Genomic DNA, 26,791 nt, shown 5'->3' on the forward strand with positions numbered 1-26,791 from the left:
CAGCCGAACTCAGCCCAGGCGCTCGATAATCGTCACATTGGCGGTGCCGCCACCCTCGCAGATGGTGAGCATGCCGTAGCGCCCGTTCACCCGCTCCAGCTCATTGAGCAGCGAGGCGAACAGCTTGGCACCGGTCGCGCCGAGCGGGTGCCCCAGCGCGATGGCCCCACCATTGACATTGACCTTGTCCGGATTCGCGCCGGTCTCCTTGATCCAGGCCAGCACGACCGAGGCGAACGCCTCGTTGATCTCGATGACATCCATATCGTCGATGGTCAGCCCGGTCTTTTCGAGAGCCCACTTGGTGGCCGGAATCGGCGCGGTGAGCATGTAGATCGGGTCCGCGCCACGCGCGCTCACATGGTGGATGCGGGCACGGGGGGTGAGCCCGTACTCCTGCACCGCCCAATCCGAGGCCAGCAGCGTGGCGGCCGCGCCGTCGGAGATCTGGCTGGCGAGCGCGGCGGTGACCCGGCTGCCCTCGGCGAGCGGCTTGAGCCCGGCCATCTTCTCCATGGTGGTCTCGCGCGGGCACTCGTCGATCCAGAAGTCGCCGACCGCGACGATCTCCCGGTCGAAGCGGCCGTCGACAATGGCCTTGCGGGCGCGCTCATTGCTGCGCAGCGCCCACTCCTCCATCTGCACCCGGGAGATGTCCCACTTCTCGGCGATCATATTCGCCGAATTGAATTGCGACACTTCACCTGTGCCGTACCGGTGATCCCAGCCCTGCGCACCGACGAACGGGGCCTCGAAGCCGTACTGCTGTCCGGCGAGCATGGCCGCGGAGATCGGGATGGCGCTCATGTTCTGCACACCGCCGGCCACGATGATCTCGGAGGTGCCGGACATGATGGCCTGCGCGCCGAAGCTGATGGCCTGCTGCGAGGAGCCGCACTGGCGGTCCACGGTCACGCCGGGCACCGACTCCGGGTAGCCCGCGACCAGCCAGGAGGTGCGCGCGATATTTCCGGCCTGCGGGCCGATGGTGTCGCAGCAGCCGAACACCACATCGTCGACGTGCACCGGGTCCAGGTCGGTGCGGCCCATCAGCCCGCGCAACGCCGCCGCGCCGAGGTCGGCCGGGTGCACATCGGCGAGCGAACCGCCGCGCTTGCCGACGGGGGTGCGCACGGAGTCGATCACATACGCCTCGCGCATGGGCGAGTACTGACGGCGGGAGGATGCTGACATGGTGAACTCCTACTGACTGCGGGCTGTTCTTTGTGGACTATCTCGCGTCGGGGCTGGTGAGCCCGTCGAGCACGATGGTCAGGTATTGCTTGGCGAGGCTGTCGACGGTGATCCGGCCACCGGGCTGGTACCAGCGCACCGACACCCATACGGTGTCGCGCAGGAACCGGTAGGCCAGTTCGATATCCATCTCGGGGCGGAAGCTGCCGTCTTCGACACCATTGGTGAGAACCTGGTGCCAGAGTTCGCGGAACTCCCGGTTGTATTCGTCGATATAGCCGAATCGTGGTGTGCCACTGAGGCGTTTGGCCTCGGCCTGGTAGATGGCGACGGCGGCATGCCACTGATCGAACGATTCATAGGAGGCGATCACCAGTGCCTCGAGGGTGTCGCGGGCGCTCAGGCCGGAGCCGACGATCTCGCGGTAGCGAGTGAAGAGGTCGTCGAGGAAGCCCCGCAGAATTTCGTCCACCATTGCTTCTTTGGAATCGAAGTGGTGGTAGAGACTCCCGGATAGAATGCCCGCGGCGTCGGCGATATCGCGAACCGTGGTGGCGCGCAAGCCTCGTTCGGCGAAGAGGTTGGCGGCCAGGCCGAGCAGCTCGCTACGACGCGCTGACTTGGAAGGCTCCGAGGGTGGGGTCACGAACCCCAATATACAACCAAGCATTTGCTTGGTCGAGTCAGGGATGTCCAACTCTCGAAACTTTCAGGGGCTCCGCCCCTGAAAGCCCGACAAGTCTCCGGCTCGGCGGCTGACCCGCGGAATAGGGGGCGCTGACGCCAGGTTTCAGGGGCTCCGCCCCCGAACCCCCGACAACGCTCGGGCCCTATCGGACGGAGTATCTGAGCGGCGATGAGACGGAAAGGTCGGCCAATAATCGGTCGCAGATGACTATCGGGGAGATTCCGGCTCTGGCCATTCGCGCCACGAGCGCCAATCTTCGCTCCGGACTGTCCCATTCGACGGTCAGGGGTTCGCGGCCCGGGCCGGCGTCCACGGTCGCCATGACGCGTGGCGGCTCACCGTTGTGCGCGGGTTCTTCGACGATCTTCAGGACCATGCCACGCTGCCAGGCGCGGTAGGTCTCCATATCGGCCCCCTCCACCAATTTGTCGGTGGCGGCGCATAATCCCTGCGCGATGCCGTCGGCGAAGGTGGTGCGGTCGTAGTGCACGCGCCCGCAGGTGCGGACCACTTCCAGGAGATCGGAGCGCACCTCGCGGAGTAACGCGGTCTGTTTTCGCCGGCGCTGTTCGGCCTCGGACAGTGGCTGCCAGGATTCGCTGACCAGGCCGATGCGCCGGGCGCGATCCCGATCGCGGATCAGGTCCCGCCGCAGTGCCGCTCGCGGATCGCGGAGTATCTCGACCTCGTCGACGGCGTGTTGTTCGAGTATCTGTGCCGCGCGCATGGCGGTGGCGCGTTCGGAATCATGCTCGAGTAATTCCGCACCCAGGGTGAGCGCGGCCAAAACGACATTGTCGAGTCTGCGGCGCGCGAGAACGACCTCACGGACCAACTCGAGTTCCAACTCGGAACGGGGTTCTTCCATTGCTGCTTGTTGTCGGCGATCCGGACCCATGGGTCGCGCCCTTCGACTATGCGGAACCGGCCTAAACCAGGATTGCACAATGACCACACCGGCGCGCCAGGCATTTTTGCGCCCGCGGATAAATCAGGCAGCGTTCAGGGCATGAAAAACGCACTGCCGCGCCCGAGTGCGAGCGCGGCAGTGCGAAATACTGCGACCGGGTGACACGGCTTTCCACATCACCCGTATATCCGAATTCGGTTGCGTTGAACCGAAATCGGTGAAAACGCTTCGAATCAGGCGCGCTGACTCGAAATGGAGACGACCTCACCCGTGAGGTAGGTGGTGTAATCGCTCGCCAGCATGGCGATGGTGGCCGCCACCTCCCACGGCTCGGCGGCGCGACCGAAGGCTTCACCGGCGGCCAGGCGATCCAGCAGCTCACCGGAGGTGACCTTGTCCAGGAACGCGTGCCGGGCGATGGACGGCGCGACGGCATTGATACGCACGCCGAATTCGGCGGCCTCGACGGCCGAGCAGCGAGTCAGCGCCATCACACCGGCCTTGGCGGCGGCGTAGTGCGCCTGTCCGTGCTGGGCACGCCAGCCGAGCACGCTCGCGTTATTGACGATCACGCCGCCGTGGCCCGCATCGCGGAAGTACGCGAGCGCGGCGCGAGTGGCGCGGAAGGTGCCGTTGAGGGTGATGTCGATGACCTTGTCCCACTGCTCGTCGGTCATATCGACGACGGGGGTCTCACCGCCCAGCCCGGCATTGTTGACCATGATGTCGATGCGCCCGAGCGCGGCGACGGCACCCGTGATGAGCTGGTTCACCTGCTCGGTGGAGCTGACATCGCAGGGCACGGAGGCGATTCGGCGGTCCGGGAATTCGGCCTGCAGCGCCTGCTCGGTCTCCTTCAGGCGACGCTCGTGCCAGTCGGAGATCACGACATCCGCACCCTCGGACAGCAGGCGGCGCGCGGTCGCCGAACCGATACCGGTTCCGGCGGCCGCGGTCACGACCGCGACCTTGCCGGCCAGCAGATTGTGGCCGGGGGTGATTTCGGGGGCGGTGGACAAGTCAGTCACGGACGAGCCTCTCGGGGAAGTCCGAGCACCCGCTCGGAGATGATATTGCGCTGTACCTCGTTCGAACCGCCGTAGATGGTGTCCGCGCGAGTGAAGAGGAAGAGCCGCTGCCAGGCATTGAGGTCATCGCCCTCGGCATCGGCGATGAGGCCGGGCGCGCCGAGCACGTCCATGGCCAGCTCGCCGAGATCGCGATGCCAGTTGGCCCACAGCAGTTTGGTGACCGACGCCGAACCGGCGGCGGTGCGGGCGTCGACGGTGGCATCGTCGTGCCCGGACTCCAGGGTCCGCAACACGTGGGCGCGCAGCACGCGCAGCCCGACCCAGGCCTTGTCGAAACGGTCTGCGATGACGGCGTTTTCGAGGGTGCCGTTCGTACGCGCGACCGCCTCGAGGTCGGCGAGTTCACGCGCGTACCGAATCTGCTGCCCGACGGTCGAGATGCCACGCTCGAAGGTGAGCGTGCCCATGGCGACCTTCCAGCCGTCGCCGGGCGCGCCGACCACCAGATCGGCGGCGGTGCGGGCATTGTCGAAGTAGACCTCGTTGAACTCCGCGGTCCCGGTGAGCTGGATGATCGGCCGCACCTCGACGCCCGGCTGCTTCATGGGCACCAGGAGGTAGGACAGGCCATGATGGCGAGTCGAGCCCTTCTCGGTGCGCGCGACAACGAAGCACCAGTCGGACAGATGCGCGAGCGAGGTCCAGACCTTCTGCCCGGTAATGGACCATTCGTCGCCGTCCAGGTACGCCGAGGTGCTGACGGCCGCCAGATCCGAGCCCGCGCCGGGCTCGGAGTAGCCCTGGCACCAGAGTTCGGTGACATTGCGGATACCGGGCAGGAAGCGGCGCTTCTGCTCCTCGGTGCCGAAGGCCAGCACGGTCGGGCCGAGCAGTTCCTCACCGAGGTGCGAAACACGGCTGGGCGCATCGGCTTTGGCGTACTCCTCGTGGAAGATGACCTGCTGCGCGAGGGTGGCGTCGCGGCCGCCCCACTCCTTGGGCCAGCCCAGGCAGGTGAGACCCGCCGCGGCGAGAGCGCGATCCCATTCGAGGCGTTCCTCGAAGGCTTCGTGCTCGCGCCCGGGACCGCCGAGACCGCGCAGTTCACGGAACTGTCCGTTCAGGGCTTGGGCCAGCCAATCCCGCACTTCAGCACGAAATTCTTCGTCTTCCATGCTCACAACGTCCACTGCACGGCTCGCCGTGGTCCCGCTGGCCGGTTCGGGGGTCTGGATCATGCTCACCTCCGTAGAGTAACCTACCAAGCACTTGCTTTGTTAGACCCATTCCCGGACGCTCGGAGACCCTGTGACATCCCCACCGCAGACCACTCCGCTCGCACTGCACCACGCCGCGAGCGTCTTCGGTTCCGCACCCGCCGTCTCCGACGGTGCCGTGCGATTGAGCTGGGCAGAACTGCTCGATTCGGTCCGCGAGACCGCGCGTGTGCTTATCGCACGCGGTGTGCGACGCGGCGACAAGATCGGCATCTGGGCTCCGAACACCCATCACTGGGTGACCGCGGTGCTTGCCACCCACTATGTGGGTGCGGTTATCGTGCCGCTGAACACGCGGTACGTGGCCGATGAGGCCGCGGATGTGCTGGGCCGGGTGGAGGCCAAGGCGCTGTTCATCGTCGGCAGTTTCCTGGGCCGCGATCGCCTCGCCGAACTGCGCGCGGACGCACCGGAATTGGCGATCGAGACGGTCATTGTCATTCCCGCCGAGCGGGAAGAAGCCGTCGACAATGCCATCGCGTGGTCGGAGTTGCCGAAGCTGGCCGAGGCCGTCAGCCTCGAGGACGCCATCGCCCGCGCGGAATCGGTTCGGGCCGAGGATCTTTCGGACATTCTGTTCACCTCCGGCACCACCGGGCGCAGCAAAGGTGTGCTCATCTCGCACAGCAAGGCGCTCACCAGCGCCCGTGCCTGGGCCGACTGCGCCACCCTGAACAGCGATGACCGCTACCTGGTGGTGCCGCCGTTCTTCCACAGCTTCGGTTACAAGGCGGGCATTCTCGCGTGCCTGGTCACCGGCGCGAACATCCTGCCGCAGGCCACTTTCGATGTGCCCGAGACCATGCGGTTGATCCACGACGAGCGCATCAGCGTGCTGACCGGACCGCCGACCATCTTCCAGACCATTCTCGAGCACCCTGCCCGCGCGACGGCCGATCTGTCGTCGCTGCGGGTCGCGGTCACCGGCGCGGCCACCGTGCCGGTCGTGCTCATCGAGCGCATGCGCGACGAACTGCGCTTCGATGTGGTGCTCACCGCGTACGGGCAGACCGAATCCGGCGGCTTCGGCCTCATGTGCCGTCCCGAGGATTCGGCCGAGACGATCGCGAACACCTGTGGCCGGGCCATCGACGGTTTCGAGGTCAATCTCGCCGACAATGGTGAACTGCTGCTGCGTAGTTCGCAGATCATGGTCGGCTACCTCGACGACACCCAGGCCACCACCGACACCATCGACAAGGATGGCTGGCTGCACACCGGCGATGTCGCGGTGATCGACGAGCGCGGGTACGTGAAGATCACCGACCGGCTCAAGGACATGTACATCTCCGGCGGCTTCAATGTGTATCCGGCCGAGGTGGAGCAGGCCATGGCGCGATTGGACGGGGTCGCCGAGACCGCGGTCATCGGCGTGCCGGACGAGCGCATGGGCGAGGTCGGCAAGGTCTACGTGGTGCGCCGGCCCGGGGCCGAGCTGACCACCGAAGACGTTCTCGCGCATGCCAAGAAGATGCTCGCCAATTTCAAGGTTCCGCGGTTCGTCGAGTTCCGCGATCAGTTGCCCTACAGCGCCGCGGGCAAGGTTCTCAAGCGGCAACTACGTGAGGAGACGGAATGACCGGTCAGGCGCGGAGGCGGCAGCGGAGCGTAACCACGGAGCGCTCCGGTTATTCCAGAAGGGATGCAGCGTGAGCCAGGAACTGGGGCCGATCCCCGATGAGGGCGATGTCGTTCTCTACGAGAAGCGGGGACCGATCGCGGTCGTCACGCTGAACCGGCCGGACTACCGCAACGCACAGAACTCGGTCATGACCTACGCGCTCGACGCCGCCTTCGTGCGGGCCGTCGAGGACGCCGAGGTCAAGGTGATCGTATTGGCCGGGGCCGGCAAGCATTTCAGCGCCGGACACGATATCGGTACGCCGGGGCGCGACCATCACATCAAGTACGAGAACCAGGCCGCGCTGTGGTGGGACCACACCGACCGGCCGGGCGGTGACCAGCGGTTCGCGCGCGAGACCGAGGTCTACCTGAACATGTGCCGGCGCTGGCGGGAGATCCCCAAGCCGACCATCGCCATGGTGCAGGGCGCGTGCATCGCGGGCGCGCTGATGCTCGCGTGGTCGTGCGACATGATCGTCGCCTCCGAGGACGCGTTCTTCTCCGATCCCGTTGTGCGCATGGGTATTCCGGGTGTCGAGTACTTCGCGCACCCGTGGGTGCTGGGTCCGCGCCGCGCCAAGGAGATCCTGTTCACCGGTGACCGCTTCACCGCCGCACAGGCTTACGAGTGGGGCATGGTGAATCGCGTTGTGGAGCGCGAGAACCTGGAGACCGAGACCTTCGCGCTGGCCGAGAAGATCTCGGCCATGCCGCAATTCGGGTTGGCGCTGACCAAGAAGGCCGTCAACCAGTGCGAGGACCTCATGGGTATGCGCGCGGGTATGGATTCGGTGTTCGGGCTGCATCATTTCGCGCACGCACACAATGCCGAGATCGGCGCGGACTCGCTCGGCGGGATGAACGCCAAGTCCATGAAAGCCACCGCAACCACCACAGATGCCGCAGAGAAGAACGGGGCGAAGTAAGTGGATCTCGAATTCGACGCCAAGACAGAGGAATTCCGCCGCGAGGTGCGCGAGTTCCTGGCCGCCAATGTCCCCGCGACTCCGCTGCCGTCCATGGATACCGAGGAAGGCTTCGAGGCGCACCGGGCCTGGGAGGCCAAGCTGGCCGAGGCCCGCCTGTCCTGTGTCGCCTGGCCCGCCGAGTACGGCGGCCGCGATGCCTCGATGATCGAATGGGTCATCTTCGAGGAGGAGTACTACGCCGCCGGAGCCCCCGGCCGCGTCTCGCAGAACGGCATCTTCCTGCTCGCGCCGACGCTCTTCGAGCACGGTTCGCCCGAGCAGCTGGCCCGCATCATGCCGAGAATGGCTCGCGCCGATGACATTTGGGCACAGGCGTGGTCGGAGCCGGAGGCCGGTAGCGATCTCGCCGGTATCCGCTCCACCGCCAAGCGCACCGAGGGCGGCTGGCTGCTCAACGGCCAGAAGACCTGGAGTTCGCGGGCCTCGTACGCGGATTGGGGCTTCGGCCTGTTCCGCAGCGATCCGGAAGCCCAGCGGCACAAGGGACTCACCTACCTGATGTTCCCGCTCACCGCGGAAGGCATTACGGTGCGGCCGATTCCGCAGCTGGACGGCGAGCCCGGGTTCGCGGAGATCTTCCTCGACAATGTGTTCGTGCCGGACGCCGATGTGATCGGTGAGGCGCACAACGGCTGGAAGGTCGCCATGGCGACCTCCAGCAATGAGCGTGGCCTGTCGCTGCGTTCGCCGGGCCGGTTCAATGCCACCGCCGACAAGCTCATCGAGCTGTGGCAAGACGCTGCCGCCGAGACCGATACCGCGCTGCGGGAACGCGTGGTCGACGCCTGGGTCGGTGCCGAGGCGTACCGCCTGAACACCTGGGCCACCGTCACCCGGCTCGCCGACGGCGGTCAACTGGGCGCGGAATCGTCTGTGAACAAGGTGTTCTGGTCCGACCTGGATATCGCCATGCACGAGACCGCCCTGGATCTGCACGGTGCCGCCGCCGAACAGGAATCCGCCTGGACCGACGGTTACCTGTTCTCGCTGGCGGGCCCGATCTACGCCGGTACCAATGAGATCCAGCGCAATATCATCGCCGAACGCCTGCTCGGGCTGCCGCGCTAGTCACCCGGAGGACGAACATGCGATTCGCATTGACCGCAGAACAAATCGATTTCGCCGCCAGCCTGCGCAAGATGGGCGAGGCCGCCAAGACGCCCGGCGTCGTACGGGCCTGGGGCGCGGGCGATTCCACCGCAGGTAAGGCACTGCTCGGCCAACTGGCCGAGGCCGGTGCACTGGGCCTGACCATTACCGAGGAGAACGGCGGCTTCGGCGCGGGCCCGGTCGAGATGATCGTGGCCTTCACCGAGATCGGCCGCGCCGCCGCGCCCGGACCGCTGGTGGAGACCGCCGCCGCGATTCCCGCACTGCTGCAGGCACTTCCGGACTCCGCCGCGGCCGCCGAATGGCTGCCGCAGCTGGCCGAGGGAGCCAAACTGGGCACGCTCGCCGTGGCCGGTCCGGGTCGCGCCAGTGCGCTTTCCGCATCCGGCGCGCCGGTCGCCCTGGACGCCGATATCGCCGATCTGATCCTGCTCGCCGAGGGTGATCGGGTCTCCATCGCCACCGCGGGCGAGCAGGCCAAGTCCATCGACGCCGCCCGCCGCCTCTTCCCGCTGACCGCCGCTGCCGTCCTCGCCGAGGGCGAAGGCGTCAGCGCCGCAATCGATCTCGCCTTCGACACCGCGGCGCTCGCGGCGGCCGCCCAGCTGCTCGGCGCGGGCCGCGCCCTGCTGGACACCAGCGTCGAGTACGTGAAGCAGCGCCAGCAGTTCGGCAAGCCGATCGGCCAGTACCAGGCGATCAAGCATCACCTGGCCAATGTCCTCATCGATCTCGAGATGGCGCAGCCGCTGCTCTACCGCGCCGCACTCACATTGCAGGACGACAGCGATGCGACCATCCGTGCCCGCGATATCTCCGCGGCCAAGCTGGCCTGCGGTGAAGCGGCGTACCGGGCGGCCCGCATCGCCCTACAGGTGCACGGTGCGATCGGCTACACCGCCGAATGCGACCTGTCCCTCTGGCTGACCAAGGTCACCGCCCTGCGTTCCGCCTGGGGCACCCCGGATCTGCACCGCGCCCGCATCGCCGCCGCGCTGCGCACCGCGGGGACCGCCGCGTGAAAACGGTTGCACCCCTTCACCACCAGCTCGACCCGATGGGAGCCGACGCATGAGCATCACGGCCGATCAGCAGGAACTCGTCACCACCGTGCGCGCGGTGCTGGCCAAGCACGGCGACAGCGCGGCCATGCGGCGCGGGCTGGCAGCCGAGCGCGGCTATGACGAGCAGCTGTGGAGACTATTGTGCGAGCAGGTAGGCGTTGCGGCGCTTGCCATTCCGGAGGAGTTCGGCGGCGTCGGCGTCGGCCTGGTCGAATCCCTGCTCGTGGTGGAGGAACTCGGCCGCACCCTGGCCGCTCCGCCCATGCTCGGCTCGGCCGTGCTGGGTGTGCAGGCGCTGCTGCTCGCGGGCGATGCCGAGGCCAATGAGCGGCTACTGCCCGAGGTCGCCGAGGGTGTGCGCACGCTCGCGGTCTGCTGGGCCGGTCCACAGGGCTGGGACAGCTTCGGTGTGCGCGCCGAGGGCGAAACCGTCTCCGGCACCGCGCATTACGTCCTGGACGGCTCGCACGCGGACACCCTGCTGGTGCTCACCGCCGACGGTCTCTACGAGGTCGACGGTGCGGCCGCGGGCGTCACCCGCACCGTGGTGCCGACCATGGATCCGACTCGGCGACTGACGACGATCGAGTTCGCCTCGGCACCGGCCCGCGCACTGGGTGCGGTCGATATCGCGGCGCTGCGTGAAATCGCTTGGGCCGCAGTCACTGCCGAGCAGCTCGGGGCGGCCGAGCAGTGCCTGGACATGACGGTCGAATACAGCAAGTCCCGCGTACAGTTCGGCCGGCCCATCGGCAGCTTCCAGGCCCTCAAGCACCGGATGGCCGATATGTACGTGCTGGTCGAGTCGACCCGTTCGGTCGCCTACCTCGCCATCGCGGGACTGGCAGACGGCTCCGTCGAAGCCATCGATGTGGCCGCGGCGCGTATTCAGGCCACCACCACCCTCAATTCGGTGGTCTCGGAGACGGTCCAGATGCACGGCGGTATCGCCATCACCTGGGAGCACGACGCGCATCTGTTCTTCAAGCGCGCCCACGGTGACGCCCAGCTGTTCGGCACTCCGGCGCGGCCGCTGGCCCGCCCGGCATAGTCGGCATTCACTCGGCACAGGCCGGGATCGGCGCATAAGCGCTGGTCCCGGCCTGTGTTGTATTTCACCGCGGAAATATTGTTAGCAAAGGTAATTATATAGTTAGCTTATGCAACAATCGATGGGCATGCGCAATCAACCGCACTCCCAGATGAGGAACTGACCTTGAGCACAATGTCGGTTACGCGGCCCGCCATCGACGGACCTGCCAGCACCAAACAACCAAAATCCGTATGGGCCGTTGCCTTCGCCTCGGTCATCGCCTTCATGGGAATCGGCCTGGTCGACCCCATTCTGAAGCCGATCGGCGAGCAGCTGCATGCCTCACCCTCACAGGTGACGCTGCTGTTCACCAGCTATATGCTGGTCACCGGCATTGCCATGCTCATCACCGGCGTCGTCTCCAGCCGGTTCGGCGCGAAGAAGACACTGCTCGCCGGGCTCGCCATTATCGTCGTATTCGCCGCTCTCGCAGGCGCTTCCGGCACCGTCGGCCAGATTGACGGCTTCCGCGCGGGCTGGGGTCTGGGCAATGCCCTCTTCATCGCGACGGCGCTGGCCACCATTGTCGGCGCGGCCAGCGGCGGCACCGCCCGAGCCATCATCCTCTACGAGGCGGCCCTCGGTATCGGCATTGCCACCGGCCCGCTGGTCGGCGGCTTCCTCGGCCACTTCAGTTGGCGCGCACCATTCTTCGGCGTCTCGGTGCTGATGGCCATCGCGATCATCGCCCTGGTGTTCCTACTCCCCGAGGCCCCGAAACCCGCCAAGCCGACCTCCATCACCGCCCCCTTCAAGGCGCTGGCCTACCCCGGCCTGCTCCTGGTGAGCATCACCGCCCTGCTCTACAACTACGGCTTCTTCACCCTGCTCGCCTACACCCCATTCCCCCTGAACATGGGCACCTATTCCATCGGCTTCATCTTCTTCGGCTGGGGCCTGCTCCTGGCCTTCTCCTCGGTCTTCCTCGCACCAAAATTGCAGCGCGCCTTCGGAACCGTCCGAATGATGGCCCTGGCCCTGGCCTTGTTCGCCGTCGACCTGGCGGTTATGGCCCTGTTCGCCGACCACAAGCCCGTCCTGGTAATCGGCACGGTCATCTCGGGCCTATTCCTGGGCGTGAACAACACCCTCATCACCGAGGCCGTCATGGAATCCGCCCCGGTAGAACGAGCCACCGCCTCCGCCGCCTACAGCTTCGTCCGCTTCGCCGGCGGCGCCGCCGCCCCCTACCTGGCAGGCAAACTGGGCGAACACCACATGTCCCTCCCCTTCTGGGTAGGCGCAGCCTGCACCGCCGCCGCCGTAGCCGTCCTACTCTCCGGCCGAAAGCTGTTGGCCCACATGGACGATCACGCCCCAGCCACCCACTCCCCCGCCGAAGCCCAAGCCATCACCCTAGGCGACGACTGAACGATCTACTTCCATTGCGAGAGTGGAGGATTCCGCGGCGGTCTTCAGCATCGCCAGCATGGCGTCGTGGCCGGCGCGGAGTTTTTCGGAAGTGAAGAACAGGGGCAGCAGCGGGCCGGCGAGGGATTCCTCCATGGTTACACGGGTGCGGTTTGCGGATTCGGGGACGAGCAGGAGGCGGTCGATGGCTTTCATGATGCCCATGGAGACGCCGGTCCAGGCGAGTTCGCGTTCCGGGGTGACGGTGGCGAAGACGGCCTTGATTTTCGAACTGTGCAGCTTCCAGACGAAGGGGGCGTCGACTCGGATTTCGCCGAGTTCGAGGACCTCGGCGTCGGTGCGCCAGTTCGGCCAGTTGCGCATATCGGTGAGTAGGTGCCAGATGGTGGCGGCTGGGGCGTCGATGACAACCGTTGAGGCGGAGCGGACCTGGGCGTTCTCGTCCAGTCGGCCCTTTTTGGAGTAGTTCTCGTGCAGGTCGGCGGTGGAGGGTCCGGTGTACAGCAGGTTCATGATGCGCTCCGCGTGATTGGCGTTCCGTAACGAGATCAATGCTCTCTTTTTGGGCCGCCATTTGTCAAGAGCGGTGCTCTCGTTTCGAATTGGGTGCCCACCGACTTGGGCGTCGTACTATCCGGGCATGAATCAGCCCATGCCGCCGCAGCAGTTCCCGCCTCCGCAGCAAGGTCAGCCGCCTTATCAGCAGGGGATGCAGCAACAGCAACCGCCGCAGCAGTTTCCGATTCTGGTTTCGACCATGAACGATGTGCCGGGGAGCAAGGTGGTGCGGGTATTCGGCGAGGTCGCCGGATTGACCGTACGCAGCCGGGGGATTGGAGCGAATTTCAGTGCCGGCCTCAGGTCGCTGGGGGGCGGCGAGATTCACGAGTACACACAGTTGCTGTACCACTCGCGGCATGAGGCAGTCATGCGAATGTGCCAGCACGCCATGTACTTCGGCGCGAACGCGGTGATCGCCATGCGGTTCGACTGCAATGAAATCGCGAACACCATGAGTGAGGTCGCGGCCTATGGGACCGCGGTGCTGTTGGAGCCCGTCGAGTAGACGGGCTCCAATCCCTCAGTGCCGCAGCACTTCCACCTCGTACACGGGCGGCTTCTTGCCGAAGCGTTTGCGGAGGGGGTAGAGGGCTGCCACGAAAAGCAGGCTGATGGTGGAGGCCAGGAGCTGGTTGCGCTGGTCGGCTTTGGTGGCCATGGCCGCGAAGACCGCGAAGATGGCGATGATTACCGCCCACGAGATGTAGGGGTAGCCCCACATGCGGTAGGTGAGGGCGGCGGGGTCTTCTCGGCGGAGGCGGGCACGGAGTCGCAACTGGGAGAACATGATCGCGACATAGACGAAGGCCAGGACGACGCCGATGGAGTTCACCAGGAAGGTGAAGACCTGGTCCGGGGAGATGTAGGAGGCGATTACCGCACCCCAGGCCGCCACCGTGCCGAGCAGGACGGCGCGCGCCGGAACACCGCGCTTGTTCACCTTCACCAGGGCGGCGGGAGCGTCACCGTCGCGGGTGAGGACGTACAGCATGCGGGAAGAGACGTAGATGGCCGAATTCAGCACGGAGAGAACGGCTGTCAGGATGACGACCTGCATGATGGTGCCCGCGGCGGGGATGCCCATCCGGTCCAGGGCACTGACGAACGGGCTCTGCAGCACGTGCGCGTCATTCCACGGCAGGATGGTCACCACCAGGAAGATCGAGGCCACATAGAAGAGGCCGACCCGCCACAGCACATTATTGGTGGCGCGGGCGACGGCCTGGCCGGGCTCCTTCGACTCGGCGGCGGCGACGGTCACGATCTCGGTGCCGCCGAAGGCGAACATGACCACCACGATGGCGGAGAAGATGCCGGTAATGCCGTTCGGCGCGAATCCGCCGAATGCCGTCAGATTGCCGAACCCGCTCTCGGCGTCCGGCCGCAGCCCGAACACCCAGGCCGCGCCGATCACCAGGAACAGCACGATGGCAACGACTTTGATCGAGGCGAACCAGAATTCGAATTCGCCGAAGGATTTCACCGACACCAGATTGACTGCGGTCATGAGGGTCAGCAGCACCGCGGCGAGCACCCACTGCGGCAGATCGATCCAACTGGACAGAATCGCCGCGCCCGCGACGGCCTCCGCCCCGACCAGGATGACGTAGAGGTACCAGTACAGCCAGCCGATGGTGAATCCGGCGAACGGACCCATCGCCATCCGCGCGTATTCGGCGAGCGATCCGGCGACCGGGCGGGCCACCACCATTTCGCCGAGCGCGCGCATGACGCACAGCACCAGCAATCCGGCGGCGGCATAGGAGAGGATGGCGGCCGGTCCGGCGGTGCCGATCACCGAGCCGCTGCCGACGAAGAGTCCCGCGCCGATGGCGCCACCGATGGCCAGCATGGTCATGTGACGGCGGCGTAGCCCGGTCCGCAGCCCTTGCTGCTCGGTACTGATCGGATGGGACATCTAGCCGCCTTCAGATTGTTGCTCGGATGTTGCTCGAACACCATATCGGGGCAGGTCAGACCGGCGAAATCGGAGTACCTTCGGGAGGTATGTCCGAAACGAAGACGGATCCGGTGCGCGTTCTACCGTGCGCGAAACGAGTGCGTGTCTACCTGGGCGGCCAGCTGGTCGTCGACACCGTCAAAGCCAGCATGGTGTGGGAACACGCCTATTTCCCGACCTACTACTTCCCGGTCGATGAGCTGCGAGTGAAGCTGGAACCGACCGGCGACACCCGGCCCGCGAATCATCTGGGCACCCCCGTCGGCTTCGATGTCATCGCCGACGGGACCGTGGCCCCGGGCGCGGCCGTGCGCTACCTCGACTCCCCCACCCCGGAACTCCAGAACCTGGTGCGGCTCGACGCCAAAGCCATGGACGAATGGTTCGAGGAGGACGAACCCATCTACGGCCATCCGCGCGACCCCTTCCACCGCGTGGACATCCTCTCCAGCTCCCGGCATATTCGCGTCGAGGTGGCCGGGCAGACCGTGGCCGAATCCCACAACCCGCGCATCCTTTTCGAAACCGGCCTGCCCGCGCGCTATTACCTGCCGCTCACCGATATCCGCCTGGATCTTTTGCAGCACTCCGGCACTCGGACCATGTGCCCGTACAAGGGCAATGCCGAGTACTGGAGCCTGAAGCTCGGCGAGGACCTCTATCCGGACCTGGTGTGGATCTACCGCACCCCCGTCCCGGAGAGTCAGAAGATCGCGGGCTTCGCCAGCTTCTACAACGAGAAGGTCGACATCTACGTGGACGGGGTGCTCGAGTCCCGCCCGCAGAGCCCGTTCAGCTGATGAGCACCGAGAGGCCGAAGCTGGCCGCCGAATTGGATATGCTGCCGCATCCCGAGGGCGGCTGGTATCGCGAAACCTGGCGCAGTGCGGTGGAATTCGAGCCGGAGGGCTACTCGGGGCCGCGGGCGAGCGCGACGGCCATCTATTTCCTGCTGCTGCCCGGTGAGAAATCCGCACCACACACCGTGCGGTCGGAGGAGATCTGGTTCTGGCATCGGGGCGGTCCGCTGCTGCTGAACATCGGCGGCGAGGAGATCGTCCTCGGACCCGATGTCGAGCAGGGGCAGCGGCCCCAGGCGGTGGTCCCCGGTGGGGTGAGCCAGGCCGCCCGCCCGGCGGGTGAGGACTACGTGCTGGTGAGTTGTGTCGTCGCACCGGGTTTCGACTTCGCCGACTTCCGGCTGGACTGAACAGCGCCCCCGCCGTGGGAAGACGGCGGGGGCGCTGGACGGAAGCGGCTAGTCGTCGATTTCGAGCAGGCCCTCGGCCACGGCATGGTCGATGGTCTTCTCGAGGTTGGGGCAGGAGTCCGGTTTGCCGAAGATCGGCCCCGCCTCGGCCATTTTGCGGAACACCGGGCAGTGATCGGCCGGATTGACCGTCCACTGCACGGTTTTCTGGTTACTGCTGTGCTTGCGCACCAGTACTTCGGTTCCGCAGGACTGGCACGCGATCGGTGTCAGCCCGGACTCCATGTAGTGCTCTTTGTCCAGAGCCGTCTGGGCGCGCACCTGCGCCCGCCGCTCCGGACGGTCCGCGAAGTCGGGTGCTTTCGCCCAGACGGTCATCAGACGCTCGCCTCCGAAGCGGCGGCGTCTTCCTCGCGCTTCTTGCGCAGGTTCTCCTCGACCTCGATACTCCAGACCTCATTGGCCTTGGTGGTGTCGACCTCGAATTCGAAGCGCTGCGTCGACTTGGGGTCGATGTCCGCGACGTCCACGTAGAACTGGTCGTACCAGCGGCGCAGCTGGTAGACCGGGCCGTCTTCCTCGGTGAGGAGCGGGTTGTCGATCTTGGACTTGTGCTTCCAGATCTCGACGTCCTGCAGGAAGCCCTCTTCGATGCCCTCGGCCATCTTGTCGGCCAGGCCCTGTGCGGCGTCGTCCGGCAGACCCTTGGGCTTCTCCAGCGAGACGCCGTAGTTCAGCACGAACGAGTTCTGCGAGATCGGGTAGTGGCTGTTGATGAGGACGCTCTTGACCTCGAAGCCGCTGTAGATGTTCAGCAGCGGGTTCACCATGTACGACGGCCCGAAGTACGAAGCCTCGGACTTGAGCAGGGTGTCGCCCTTGATCTGGGCGGCCATGCCGATGTCCTTGCGCCCCACCGTGTTCAGGTACTGGGTGGCGACGTGGCCCTCGAACACGTTCTTGAAGAACGTCGGGAACGCGTAGTGGATGTAGAAGAAGTGCGCCATATCCACGACGTTGTCGATGATCTCGCGGCAGTTGGCGCCCTCGATCACGATCGAGTTCCAGGTCCACGGGGTCCAGCCGTCGGACATCTGCTCGAGCGGCTTGCCCTCGGCGTCGGTGTACGGGCCGTCGATGTACGGGATGGTGACCGCGTCGGTGGGCTTGCTGCCCTCGTGGTCCTGCCAGATGAAGAGCTGGCCGTTGCGCTCGAGGGTGGGCCAGGAGCGGGTGCGAGCCAGTGGCGGCACACGCTTGGCATAGGGGATGGCGGTGCATTTACCGTCGCCGCCCCAGCGCCAATCGTGGAACGGGCAGGCGATGGAATCGCCCTTGACCTCGCCCATCGACAGATCGCCGCCGAGATGCCGGCAGTAACCGTCGAGTATCTTCAGTTCACCCTTGCTGTCGGTGAAGACGACCAGCTTGGTACCGAAGATGTTGACCGCGTGTGGCTTGCCGTCACGGAAGGTGCTCGCGAGTCCGAGGCAATGCCAGCCACGGGCGTACCGGGTGGGCATGGCACCCACGTCGATCTCGCGAACCTTCCCACGGGGCCCCGGTGGGGTTGTTGACATCGTGATCCTCCTCTGGAAGTACTAGAACACGTTACAAAAAGGCGGCGCTTCACGCCAGTTGTATGACCAAACAATGGACAAAAGTCCTCGTGAGGCGAAGGACGGCCGCCAAACCTGTACGGCAGCCCTCTGTTCTCGACAGAAATAGGAACGTGTTCTAGTCTCAGAGACAAACGAGAACCGCCCGATTCACCAGGCAGGAGCAACTGGCGCGATGACGCAAGAAGTAGTTGAGCGGGTCGAGGCCCTGCTGCCCACTCTCCGCGAGCGGGCCCAGCAGGCAGAGGATCTCCGGCAGATCCCCGAAGAGTCCATCAAGGATCTGCAGACCGCCGGATTCTTCAAGCTGCTGCAGCCCAAGCAGTGGGGCGGATACGCCGCCGATCCGGTCGTCTTCTACGACACCGTGCGCAAGATCGCCAGCGCCTGCGGCTCCACCGGCTGGGTCGCCGGCATCATCGGCGTGCACAACTGGCACCTGGCGCTGTTCGATCAGCGTGCGCAGGAAGAGGTTTGGGGCGAGAACCCCGACGTCCGCATCTCCTCGTCCTACGCCCCCATGGGCGCGGGCCTGGTGACCGAGGACGGCACCGGCTACACCGTGAACGGTTCCTGGGCTTGGTCTTCCGGCTCCGGCCACGCGGACTGGGTGGTCGTCGGCGGCCCCGTGATCAAGAACGGCAAGCCGGTCGATTTCGGTAGCTTCCTGATCCCCCGCACCGAGTACGAGATCAAGGACGTCTGGAACGTCGTCGGTCTGCGCGGCACCGGCTCCAACACCATCGTGGTGGAGAACGTGTTCGTACCCAAGCACCGCTTCCTCAGCTTCCGCGCCATGGGCGAGCTGAAATCGCCTGGCCTGGAACAGAATACCGATCCGGTGTACAAGATGCCGTGGGGCACCATCCATCCCACCACCATCTCCACCCCCATCGTCGGAATGGCCTACGGCGCTTACGACGCGCATGTGGAGCACCAGGGCAAGCGCGTACGCGCCGCCTACGCCGGTGAGAACGCCAAGGACGATCCGTTCGGCAAGGTGCGTATCGCCGAGGCCGCCAGTGACATCGACGCCGCCTGGCGTCAGCTGTCCGGCAATGTCGCCGACGAGTACGCCTACGTGGTGAAGGGCGAGGAGGTGCCGTTCGACGTGCGCGCCCGCGCCCGCCGCGACCAGGTGCGCGCCACCGGCCGCGCCGTCGCCTCCATCGACAAGCTGTTCGAGGCCTCGGGTGCCACCGCCCTCGCCAATGGCACTCCGCTGCAGCGCTTCTGGCGTGACGCACACGCCGGTCGGGTGCACGCGGCCAATGACGCCGAGCGCGCCTACGTCATGTACGGCACGCACGCGTTCGGGCTGCCGATCACCGACACGATGGTGTAATCCATGACCACTGCATCCGATTCACGGCCCGCCGTGGTGGAAGACATCACCTTCGAGTCGACCTCGAAGTACGCCCAGGTCCGCCCCGATCTGAAGCTGCACTATCACGAGGCGGGCGTCGGCAACGGCCCCACCATCGTGCTGCTGCACGGCGGTGGTCCCGGCGCTTCGTCGTGGTCGAACTTCTCGAAGAACATTCCGGTGCTGGCACGTGAATTCCACGTGCTGGCGGTGGACCAGCCCGGCTTCGGGCTGTCCGACAAGCCCACCGAGCACCCGCAGTACTTCGTGCACTCGGCCTCGGCGCTCAAGGATCTCCTCGACACCCTGGGCATCATCGATCGCGTTCACCTGCTGGGCAATTCGCTCGGCGGTGGCGCGGCCACCCGATTCGCGCTCGACTACCCGGACCGCGCGGGCAAGCTGGTGCTGATGGGCCCGGGCGGGCTCTCCACCAACCTGTTCGCACCGGACCCCACCGAGGGCGTCAAACTGCTGTCGAAGTTCAATTACGAACCGACACAGGCGAATCTGGAAGCCTTCCTGCGGATCATGGTCTTCGACCAGAAGCTGATCACGCCGGAACTCGTCGCCGAACGCTTCGAATCGGCAAGTAAGCCGGAGTCTTTGGAAGCCACGCGTGCGATGGGTCGCTCCTTCGCCGGCGCGGACTTCGAGAAGGGCATGATCTGGCGCGACGCGTACAAGCTGCGTCAGCCCGTGCTGATGATCTGGGGCCGCGAGGACCGGGTGAACCCGATCGACGGCGCACTCGTGGCGCTGAAGATGGTCCCGCGCGTGCAACTGCACGTCTTCGGCGGCTGCGGCCACTGGGCCCAGCTGGAGAAGTTCGACGAATTCAACCGCCTGGCAACCGACTTCCTGCTCGGCGTCAAGGAGAAGTGAGCATGAGTATTCGAGCGCTCGGATACATGCGCATCGGGGCCACCGATATGGCGGCCTGGCGCGAGTACGGGCTCAAGGTGCTCGGCATGATGGAGGGCACCGGGCCCGACCCGGACGCCCTCTACCTGCGCATGGATGATTTCCCGGCGCGCCTGGTGATCGTGCCGAGCGATGTGGACCGGCTGCAGGTCTCCGGCTGGGAGGTGACCGATGCTCCTGCGCTGCAGGCACTTCGGGAGAAGCTTTCCAAGGCCGGCGTCGCGTTCCGCGAGGGCACCAAGCAGGAGTTCGCCGACCGTCGCGTCGAGGCGATGATCTCGTTCCAGGACCCGTCCGGCAATGTGCTGGAAGCCTTCCACGGCTCGCAGTACCTGGCACGGCGTTTCGTCAGCCCGTACGGGCACAAGTTCGTCACCGCCGAGCAGGGTCTGGGCCATGTCGTGCTGACCTGCGACGACGATGCCGCCGCGCAGGCGTTCTACCAGGACATCCTGGGCTTCCGGCTGCGCGACTCGATGAAGCTGCCGCCGCAGATGGTCGGCCGTCCCGCCGATGGTGATCCGGCCTGGCTGCGGTTCTACGGCTGCAACCCGCGTCATCACGCGCTGGCGTTCCTGCCCATGCCGAACCCGACCGGCATTGTGCATCTGATGGTCGAGGTGGAGAATTCCGACGATGTCGGCCTCTGCCTGGATCGCGCGATGCGCAAGAAGGTGAAGATGTCGGCCACCCTCGGACGGCATATCAATGACAAGATGCTGTCGTTCTACATGAAGACACCGGGCGGATTCGATATCGAATTCGGTTGTGAGGGTTTGGAAGTCGAGGACGAGTCCTGGATCGCACGGGAATCCACCGCGGTGAGCCTGTGGGGACACGACTTCACGGTCGGATTCAAGTAGCACGGGTTCCAGTAGCGAAAAGGGCGACAACGCAATGACAACGACGGACGACCAGCCCGAAATCGACGCACGTCAATTCCGGAATGTGCTGGGGCAGTTCTGCACCGGCATCACCGTCATCACCACCTTCGACGGGGACGGTGCGCCGATCGGCTTCGCCTGCCAGTCGTTCGCCGCGCTCTCCCTGGAACCGCCGCTGGTCCTGTTCTGCCCCACCAAGGCCTCCAAGTCCTGGGCGGCGATCGAGGCCAACGGCAAGTTCTGCGTGAATATCCTCGCCGAGGAACAGCAGTCGGTCTGCGCCCGCTTCGGCTCACGCGAACCCGACAAGTTCGCCGGAGTCCCCTGGAGCACTTCCGCTTTGGAGGTTCCGGTACTGGGCGACGCCCTGGCCACGATCCAGTGCACCGTGGATCAGGTCGTCGACGGCGGCGATCACTACATTGTGATCGGCCGTGTGCAGGCCCTGTCGGAATCCACCGATTCCGGCAGGCCTCTGCTCTTCTACCGCGGGCAGTACACCGCCATCGAACCGGAGAAGACCGTGCCCGCGCCCTGGCGTGCGGACCTGGAGCACTTCCTCACCACCACCACGCTCGATACCTGGCTGTGAGGCGGGACGCTCCGCACTGAATCAATACCGCACAGCGCCCCTGTGGAATTCATCCACAGGGGCGCTGTGCATTGTGGATGGCTGTGGACAACTACTACGCGGCGGTGCGCGCCTGACGCCGGTATTGCCCCGGTGCCAAACCGTATTCACGCTTGAATGCCTTGCCGAAGGCGAATTCCGAGCTGTACCCCGCGCGGGCGGCGACCGTATCCATGGACAGGTCGTCCTCGCGCAACAGACGCGCGGCGGTGGTGAGCCGCCAGCGGGTCAGGTACGCCAGCGGAGGCTCACCGACCATCGCATTGAACTTGCGGGCGAAGGCGGCGCGTGACAGTCCCACCCGGTCCGCCAGCGACTGCACGGTCCAGGCCGCGGACGGATCCTCATGCATGGCCGCCAAGGCCGGCGCGACGGCCGGATCACGCAGTGCCGCAGCCCATCCCGCGTCCGCCGACTGCGGCTGCTCCTCCACCCAGGCGCGCAGAATATAGAGCAGTAGCGAATCGATGAGCGCGGGCACGATGCCGTGCGAACCCATTCGCGGGTTGTCCAGTTCCGCGCCGAGCAAGGCGATGGCGGCGGCCAGTTCCGGGTGGCGACCGTGCCTCGCGGGCAGATAGATCACCTCCGGCAACTGCCGCAGCAGCGGATGCGGCCGCTGTCCGTCCAGGTGATAGTTGCCGCAGAGCAGGCTGGTGACCGGACCGTCCCCACCGAGCTGGACCGCGCCGACGGGCGGGCGCTGAATGTACTGATCCGGGCGCGGCACCGCCGGTGGAGTATCGGGATGGTCGGCGAGGATATGACCCGAGCCGTCGCGCACGAACACCACATCGCCGGGGCCGAGCGCGATCGGATCGGCGGTCTGTGCGGACGGGTATATCCAGCAGGTGCCGTGCAGCACGACATGGAATCCGGCGCCCGCCGTCCGCGGCAATCGCAGCGCCCACGGCGCACGCCCTTCGGTACGAACCGAATTCGGCGCGCCGGTCCGCATGGAGGCCAGCGCCTCGCTGAGCACATCCACGCTGCTCTCCTCACACTCCGGCACCCGAGTGCTCGGGTGCCGTCCCACTGTCCGATGCCCTCACTCGACGGTCAGTACGACCTTGCCGACAGTCTGCCCGGCCGCGACGATTTCGTGCGCCTTGCCCGCGTCCGCCAGCGGCAGCGTCTCGGCAATGGTCGGCCGGATCAGGCCGGCGTCGACCAGCTCCGCGATCGCCTCCAGCGCAGCGTAATCCGGCTCCACGGAGACTCCGGCGAAGCGCCGCCCGGACGCCTGGACCGTGGCCGCCAGCTCCCGGTTCACATGCTCGAGAATGCTCACCAGTACTCCGCCCGGCTTCAGCACCGACAGCGACCGCAGACCATCGGCCACCGAATCGAAGACCACATCCATATCCCGCACCGCCTCGGTGAAATCGGTTGTGCGGTAGTCGATTACCTCGTCGGCTCCGAGCCCGCGCACATAGTCGTGTTTGGCGGCACCGGCCAGCGCGATCACATACGCTCCGCGGGCCTTCGCGATCTGTACCGCCAGATGCCCGACGCCGCCGGCGGCCCGGTGGATCAGCACCCGGTCGCCTTCCTTGACAGCCGCCTTGTCCACCAGTCCCTGCCACGCGGTCAGCGCGGCCAGCGGCAATGCCGCGGCCTCGATGTGGTTCAGCGACTTGGGCTTTCGCGCCAACTGCCGGGACGGTGCCGCGACGTACTCCGCGTATCCGGTGGCCGCACGCGGGAAGAACGGCATACCGTAGACCTCTTCGCCGATCTCGTAGCGCGCGCCCGGCCCCGCCTCCTCGACCACGCCGGAGATATCCCAGCCGACCCCATACGGCGGCTGCCCCAGCAGCGGGAAGGCTCCGGACCGGACCGCCACATCCACCGGATTCACACCACTCGCATGCACCCGCACCAGCACCTCACCCGACAGCGGTTCCGGCCGCTCGATCTCGACCAGCTCCAGTACCTCGGGCCCGCCGAAGGTCTGCTGAATCACCGCGCGCATTGTCTTCTCCCTAACCACCGCTGTTCTCCGGCCACTCCGGCGAACCGAACAACGACAACGTTAGAGAGAAGACGAAAGACTCTGAATAGCTTAAAATCTCCAGTCTTTATCCGCACGTATCACCCGTGAGACGTGCGGCAGCAGCTACCCGAACAGTCCGAGCTGCGCGGCGCGCACACCCACCTGGAAGCGCGTGGTCACCTCGAGTCTCGACATGAGGTCCGCGACATTGCGCCGATACGTCCGCAGCGAGATATCCAGATTCCGCGCCGCCACCTCATCGGTGACCCCACTGTTCAAGGCATCCAGCACGGCCAGCGCCCGCTCGTCGAAACCCGCCTGCCCGAACCCCGGCCGCGACGCCAGCCGAGCAGCGGATTCCCATGTCATAGTGGCGAATTGGTGAATGACCCCGATCAACGCGGGATCCCGGACCATCACCATGTAGGGCCGCTGCGCCCCCGCCCCACTCCACAGCACCGCCGCATGCCGATCGATAATGAAGGTGTTCTGGAAGTCGTGACTGGACACCCGAATCTTCGGGCTGAGCGTCGAATCCTCCAGCAGCGGCTTTCGATCCCGCGAATCCAGGAAGTCCGGCGAATACAGCAGTCGAATCTGCTTCCCCGTCGACATCAACTCCCGCACCGCCAAATGCCCCAGCGCGTAATGGTCCTCCAGCCGCATCGGACTGGACACCGCCACCACCGCCTCGGTCCGCACCCGCTGCAGTAACTGCTGCACATCACTACCGAGATCCCCGCTCGGGCGAAGCCGGACTATGCCGGGCGCGATTACCGTGTGCTGCCGCATTTCCCCATCATGTGCCGACACCCAGCACTTTCGCCAGAGTTGGCAGCTTCATGTCACAGTCGGCGAAAGCCGTTCGCCGGCTGCCTACTTTCACGCCATGCAGATCAGTTTCACCGCGGAACAAGAGCGGTTGCGCAAGCAGCTCCGCGAGTACTTCACCGAGCTCATGACACCGGAGCTACGCGCCGGGCTCACCGGACCGGGCGGCGAATTCGGAGACGGCACCGCCTACAAGGAAATGGTCCGGACACTGGGACGGGACGGGTGGCTGGCACTCGGCTGGCCGCAGGAGTACGGCGGACAGCACCGGCCCATGGTGGAGCAGATGATCTTCACCGATGAAGCCGCGAAAGCAGGTGTGCCCATCCCCTACCTGACCATCAACACCGTCGGACCGACCATCATGCGTTACGGCACCGAGGCACAGAAGGCCGAGTACCTGCCGCGAATCGCCAAGGGCGAGTTGCACTTCGCCATCGGCTACTCCGAACCGGACGCCGGAACCGACCTGGCTTCGCTGCGCACCAGGGCCGTAAGGGACGGCGACGACTATGTGGTCAACGGCGAGAAGATGTGGACCAGCCTCATCGAATATGCCGACTACGTCTGGCTCGCGGCTCGCACCGACCCGAATGTCGGTAAACACCAGGGCATCTCGGTGTTCATCGTGCCGACGGACGCCGAGGGATTCTCCTGGACCAAGGTGCACACCATGGCCGGGGTCGGCACCAGCGCCACCTACTACTCGGGCGTGCGGGTACCCGCCACGAACCTGGTGGGCGGCTTGAACCAGGGGTGGTCGCTGATCACCAACCAGCTCAATCACGAGCGGGTTTCGCTCAGTTCCGCTGCCCCACTTCAGGAATCGCTCCGCCAGGTACGCGCCTGGGCACAGCGGACCCACCGCCCCGACGGCACCCGGGTCATCGACTCCGAATGGGTGCGCATCCACCTCGCCCGCGTCCACGCCCACGCCGAATACCTGAAACTCCGCAATTGGCGCACCGCCTGGGCCGCTCAATCAGGCGACCTGCGCCCCGAGGAGGCGTCGGCGACAAAAGTTTTCGGCACCGAATTCGCCACCGAGGCATACCGACTGCTTATGGAAGTACTGGGCACCGACGCCATAATCCGAGCCGACTCCCCCGGAGCCCTGCTGCGCGGCCGCATAGAGCGCTTCCACCGCTCCTCGCTGATCCTGACCTTCGGCGGCGGCATCAACGAGGTGCAGCGCGACATCATCGCCAAAACCGCACTGCGCCTGCCCGTAACCCGCTGACCGCAGCGAATACCACCCGCCAACTCTGCGAGGAACTCATGGATTTCGCCCATTCCGAGGCCCAGCAAGACCTTTCCGACCTCACCCGCGACCTGCTCTCCGACTGGTCATCCCGCAACCCCCACCCGACTACCACCGGATTCGAGCGGGCGCTCTGGTCCGCGGCGGCAGCGGCCGGACTACTCGAGGCAGCCCTGCCGACCACGGTGGGCGGCGGTGGATTCGGTGTGCTGGAACAGTGCAGCATCCTCATCGAAATCGGCCGCACCGTAGCCCCGTTGCCCTACCTCCCCACCATCTCCATCTGCGCCGCCACTCTCGCCCAATTCGGCACCGAACAGCAGATCGAGCGCTGGGTGGCTCCGGCCCTGCGCGGAGAAATCACGCTCGCGCCCGCGCTGGGCGACGCGACCACCCTCGGAGTCGGAGTGCGCGCCGTCCCGACCGAAAATGGTTGGCGCATAAGCGGATCACGAGGCGTAGTGCCCGCGGGCTCGTTCGCCGACGCCTTCCTGGTGGAGGCATCCACCGACTCCGGATCACTGCTGGCCATGGTCGACCGCACCACGGACGGCCTCGAGATCCAGGAGCAGCGCGTCGTAGACGCGAGCGACACAGCACTTCTCGAATTCGACAACCTCTTGATCAACGACGACGCGATCATCGGTGTGACACCCGGCGATGTCAGCCCACACTCGGGCGACTACACAGCCACAGTTCAGAATCCCGTTCGCTGGGCGCATCGGCGGTCAACCATCGCGTCCTGCGCCCACCAGCTCGGTGTCCTCGAACGGGCAGTGGAGATGACCGCCGCCTACGCCCGCGACCGCCACCAGTTCGGCAAGCCGATCGGCTCCTTCCAAGCGGTCCGCCAACGCCTCGCCGACGCCCACATCGACGTGGACGCCGTCCGCCTCGCCCTTTGGCAAGCGGCCTGGCTCGAATCCGAGGACCACCCCTGCGATTTCGAACTGGAGGTAGCCGCCTTCTGGTCAGCCGAAGCAGGCCACCGAGTAGCCCACACCGCCGTCCACATCCACGCCAGCACCGGCATCTACCTGCACTTCCCCCTCCACCGCTACTTCACCGCCGCCAAACGCACCGAATTCGCGACCGGCGGCGCCACGCCCCACCTCCGAATGCTCGGAGACCTTCTAGCCGCTGAACCTGCCTGACCTGCTCGTACATACCTGACGATTGCGGTGCTCTGTGTATGTTT

Annotated in this window: 27 protein-coding genes; 15 read left to right on the forward strand and 12 right to left on the reverse strand. The window is 65.8% G+C overall.

Annotated features, from left to right (window positions below; all coding sequences use genetic code 11):
* Positions 1-9: 9 nt before the first annotated feature.
* The 5 genes from GFY24_RS23335 to GFY24_RS23355 all read right to left on the reverse strand — a co-directional run bounded on the left by GFY24_RS23335 (position 10) and on the right by GFY24_RS23355 (position 5,067).
* On the reverse strand, positions 10-1,161 hold the full coding sequence (locus tag GFY24_RS23335) for an acetyl-CoA C-acetyltransferase (RefSeq protein ID WP_153807347.1): 1,152 nt from the start codon (positions 1,159-1,161) through the stop codon (positions 10-12).
* 70 nt (positions 1,162-1,231) lie between these two features.
* Positions 1,232-1,864, reverse strand: coding sequence for a TetR/AcrR family transcriptional regulator (locus GFY24_RS23340; protein WP_153807224.1), 633 nt, complete (start codon positions 1,862-1,864; stop codon positions 1,232-1,234).
* Positions 1,865-2,024: 160 nt separating this feature from the next.
* Positions 2,025-2,750 carry a hypothetical protein gene (locus tag GFY24_RS23345; RefSeq protein ID WP_228566586.1) on the reverse strand — a complete coding sequence of 242 codons (726 nt, stop codon included), beginning with the start codon at positions 2,748-2,750 and terminating at the stop codon, positions 2,025-2,027.
* A gap of 275 nt (positions 2,751-3,025) precedes the next feature.
* Positions 3,026-3,820: an SDR family oxidoreductase gene (locus tag GFY24_RS23350; RefSeq protein ID WP_309231229.1), complete on the reverse strand. Its 795-nt coding sequence runs from the start codon at positions 3,818-3,820 to the stop codon at positions 3,026-3,028.
* Positions 3,817-5,067 carry an acyl-CoA dehydrogenase family protein gene (locus GFY24_RS23355; RefSeq protein WP_375336085.1) on the reverse strand — a complete coding sequence of 417 codons (1,251 nt, stop codon included), beginning with the start codon at positions 5,065-5,067 and terminating at the stop codon, positions 3,817-3,819. Before GFY24_RS23355 ends, GFY24_RS23350 begins: the two co-directional genes overlap by 4 nt.
* A gap of 64 nt (positions 5,068-5,131) precedes the next feature.
* Between GFY24_RS23355 and GFY24_RS23360 the strand changes: the two genes are divergently transcribed.
* The 6 genes from GFY24_RS23360 to GFY24_RS23385 all read left to right on the forward strand — a co-directional run bounded on the left by GFY24_RS23360 (position 5,132) and on the right by GFY24_RS23385 (position 12,350).
* Positions 5,132-6,679, forward strand: a complete 1,548-nt coding sequence (locus GFY24_RS23360; RefSeq protein ID WP_309231230.1) for a FadD3 family acyl-CoA ligase — start codon at positions 5,132-5,134, stop codon at positions 6,677-6,679.
* A 70-nt stretch (positions 6,680-6,749) separates the two neighbouring features.
* Positions 6,750-7,649 (forward strand): enoyl-CoA hydratase, encoded by a 900-nt coding sequence (locus GFY24_RS23365; protein WP_309231231.1) that lies wholly within the window; start codon positions 6,750-6,752, stop codon positions 7,647-7,649.
* Positions 7,650-8,780, forward strand: a complete 1,131-nt coding sequence (locus GFY24_RS23370; RefSeq protein WP_309231232.1) for an acyl-CoA dehydrogenase family protein — start codon at positions 7,650-7,652, stop codon at positions 8,778-8,780.
* 17 nt (positions 8,781-8,797) lie between these two features.
* Entirely contained in the window at positions 8,798-9,844 is a 1,047-nt protein-coding gene (locus GFY24_RS23375) for an acyl-CoA dehydrogenase family protein (RefSeq protein WP_153807226.1), read from the forward strand.
* A 49-nt stretch (positions 9,845-9,893) separates the two neighbouring features.
* The gene (locus tag GFY24_RS23380) at positions 9,894-10,937 is read left to right on the forward strand and encodes an acyl-CoA dehydrogenase family protein (RefSeq protein WP_153807227.1); all 1,044 of its coding nucleotides are present in this window, start codon (positions 9,894-9,896) and stop codon (positions 10,935-10,937) included.
* A gap of 174 nt (positions 10,938-11,111) precedes the next feature.
* Positions 11,112-12,350 (forward strand): MFS transporter, encoded by a 1,239-nt coding sequence (locus GFY24_RS23385; RefSeq protein WP_153807353.1) that lies wholly within the window; start codon positions 11,112-11,114, stop codon positions 12,348-12,350.
* Here GFY24_RS23385 and GFY24_RS23390 read toward each other — a convergent pair.
* Positions 12,336-12,863, reverse strand: coding sequence for an SRPBCC domain-containing protein (locus GFY24_RS23390; protein WP_153807228.1), 528 nt, complete (start codon positions 12,861-12,863; stop codon positions 12,336-12,338). The genes GFY24_RS23385 and GFY24_RS23390 overlap by 15 nt on opposite strands.
* 229 nt (positions 12,864-13,092) lie before the next feature.
* Between GFY24_RS23390 and GFY24_RS23395 the strand changes: the two genes are divergently transcribed.
* Positions 13,093-13,416: a heavy metal-binding domain-containing protein gene (locus tag GFY24_RS23395; RefSeq protein ID WP_309231268.1), complete on the forward strand. Its 324-nt coding sequence runs from the start codon at positions 13,093-13,095 to the stop codon at positions 13,414-13,416.
* Positions 13,417-13,431: 15 nt separating this feature from the next.
* Here GFY24_RS23395 and GFY24_RS23400 read toward each other — a convergent pair whose 3' ends face one another.
* A complete protein-coding gene (locus tag GFY24_RS23400; protein ID WP_228566587.1) occupies positions 13,432-14,829 on the reverse strand; it encodes an amino acid permease in 1,398 nt (465 codons plus the stop codon).
* A gap of 89 nt (positions 14,830-14,918) precedes the next feature.
* On the opposite strand from GFY24_RS23400, the gene GFY24_RS23405 reads away from it, so the two are divergent.
* Both GFY24_RS23405 and GFY24_RS23410 read left to right on the forward strand, forming a co-directional pair.
* Complete coding sequence (locus GFY24_RS23405; RefSeq protein ID WP_153807230.1) at positions 14,919-15,671, forward strand: DUF427 domain-containing protein; 753 nt, start codon at positions 14,919-14,921, stop codon at positions 15,669-15,671.
* On the forward strand, positions 15,671-16,081 hold the full coding sequence (locus GFY24_RS23410) for a cupin domain-containing protein (protein ID WP_153807231.1): 411 nt from the start codon (positions 15,671-15,673) through the stop codon (positions 16,079-16,081). The genes GFY24_RS23405 and GFY24_RS23410 overlap by 1 nt, the downstream gene beginning before the upstream one ends.
* Before the next feature lie 48 nt (positions 16,082-16,129).
* Here the strand turns inward: GFY24_RS23410 and GFY24_RS23415 are convergent, their stop codons facing one another.
* Both GFY24_RS23415 and GFY24_RS23420 read right to left on the reverse strand, forming a co-directional pair.
* A complete protein-coding gene (locus tag GFY24_RS23415; RefSeq protein WP_153807232.1) occupies positions 16,130-16,459 on the reverse strand; it encodes a hypothetical protein in 330 nt (109 codons plus the stop codon).
* A complete protein-coding gene (locus GFY24_RS23420; RefSeq protein ID WP_153807233.1) occupies positions 16,459-17,661 on the reverse strand; it encodes a Rieske 2Fe-2S domain-containing protein in 1,203 nt (400 codons plus the stop codon). The genes GFY24_RS23415 and GFY24_RS23420 overlap by 1 nt, the downstream gene beginning before the upstream one ends.
* Positions 17,662-17,875: 214 nt before the next feature.
* Here GFY24_RS23420 and hsaA point away from each other — a divergent pair, with 214 nt between their 5' ends.
* The 4 genes from hsaA to hsaB are packed head-to-tail and all read left to right on the forward strand — an operon-like array spanning position 17,876 to position 21,466.
* Positions 17,876-19,045, forward strand: coding sequence for a 3-hydroxy-9,10-secoandrosta-1,3,5(10)-triene-9,17-dione monooxygenase oxygenase subunit (hsaA, locus tag GFY24_RS23425; protein WP_153807234.1), 1,170 nt, complete (start codon positions 17,876-17,878; stop codon positions 19,043-19,045).
* Between the two features lie 3 nt (positions 19,046-19,048).
* Entirely contained in the window at positions 19,049-19,951 is a 903-nt protein-coding gene (gene hsaD, locus GFY24_RS23430) for a 4,5:9,10-diseco-3-hydroxy-5,9,17-trioxoandrosta-1(10),2-diene-4-oate hydrolase (RefSeq protein WP_153807235.1), read from the forward strand.
* Positions 19,952-19,953: 2 nt separating this feature from the next.
* Positions 19,954-20,853 (forward strand): iron-dependent extradiol dioxygenase HsaC, encoded by a 900-nt coding sequence (gene hsaC, locus GFY24_RS23435; protein WP_153807236.1) that lies wholly within the window; start codon positions 19,954-19,956, stop codon positions 20,851-20,853.
* A gap of 34 nt (positions 20,854-20,887) precedes the next feature.
* Positions 20,888-21,466 carry a 3-hydroxy-9,10-secoandrosta-1,3,5(10)-triene-9,17-dione monooxygenase reductase subunit gene (gene hsaB, locus GFY24_RS23440; protein WP_153807237.1) on the forward strand — a complete coding sequence of 193 codons (579 nt, stop codon included), beginning with the start codon at positions 20,888-20,890 and terminating at the stop codon, positions 21,464-21,466.
* Between the two features lie 94 nt (positions 21,467-21,560).
* Here hsaB and GFY24_RS43390 read toward each other — a convergent pair whose 3' ends face one another.
* From GFY24_RS43390 to GFY24_RS23455, 3 genes are all read right to left on the reverse strand, one after another.
* Positions 21,561-22,493, reverse strand: coding sequence for an AraC family transcriptional regulator (locus tag GFY24_RS43390; RefSeq protein WP_309231233.1), 933 nt, complete (start codon positions 22,491-22,493; stop codon positions 21,561-21,563).
* 60 nt (positions 22,494-22,553) lie between these two features.
* Positions 22,554-23,480 (reverse strand): NADP-dependent oxidoreductase, encoded by a 927-nt coding sequence (locus GFY24_RS23450; RefSeq protein WP_153807238.1) that lies wholly within the window; start codon positions 23,478-23,480, stop codon positions 22,554-22,556.
* Between the two features lie 144 nt (positions 23,481-23,624).
* Positions 23,625-24,293, reverse strand: coding sequence for a hypothetical protein (locus GFY24_RS23455; RefSeq protein WP_153807239.1), 669 nt, complete (start codon positions 24,291-24,293; stop codon positions 23,625-23,627).
* 97 nt (positions 24,294-24,390) lie between these two features.
* Here GFY24_RS23455 and GFY24_RS23460 point away from each other — a divergent pair, with 97 nt between their 5' ends.
* Positions 24,391-25,572, forward strand: a complete 1,182-nt coding sequence (locus tag GFY24_RS23460; protein ID WP_153807240.1) for an acyl-CoA dehydrogenase family protein — start codon at positions 24,391-24,393, stop codon at positions 25,570-25,572.
* Positions 25,573-25,610: 38 nt separating this feature from the next.
* The gene (locus GFY24_RS23465; protein WP_153807241.1) at positions 25,611-26,747 is read left to right on the forward strand and encodes an acyl-CoA dehydrogenase family protein; all 1,137 of its coding nucleotides are present in this window, start codon (positions 25,611-25,613) and stop codon (positions 26,745-26,747) included.
* Positions 26,748-26,791: the final 44 nt, after the last annotated feature.

Source organism: Nocardia sp. SYP-A9097, from assembly GCF_009649815.1.
Lineage (GTDB): Bacteria > Actinomycetota > Actinomycetes > Mycobacteriales > Mycobacteriaceae > Nocardia.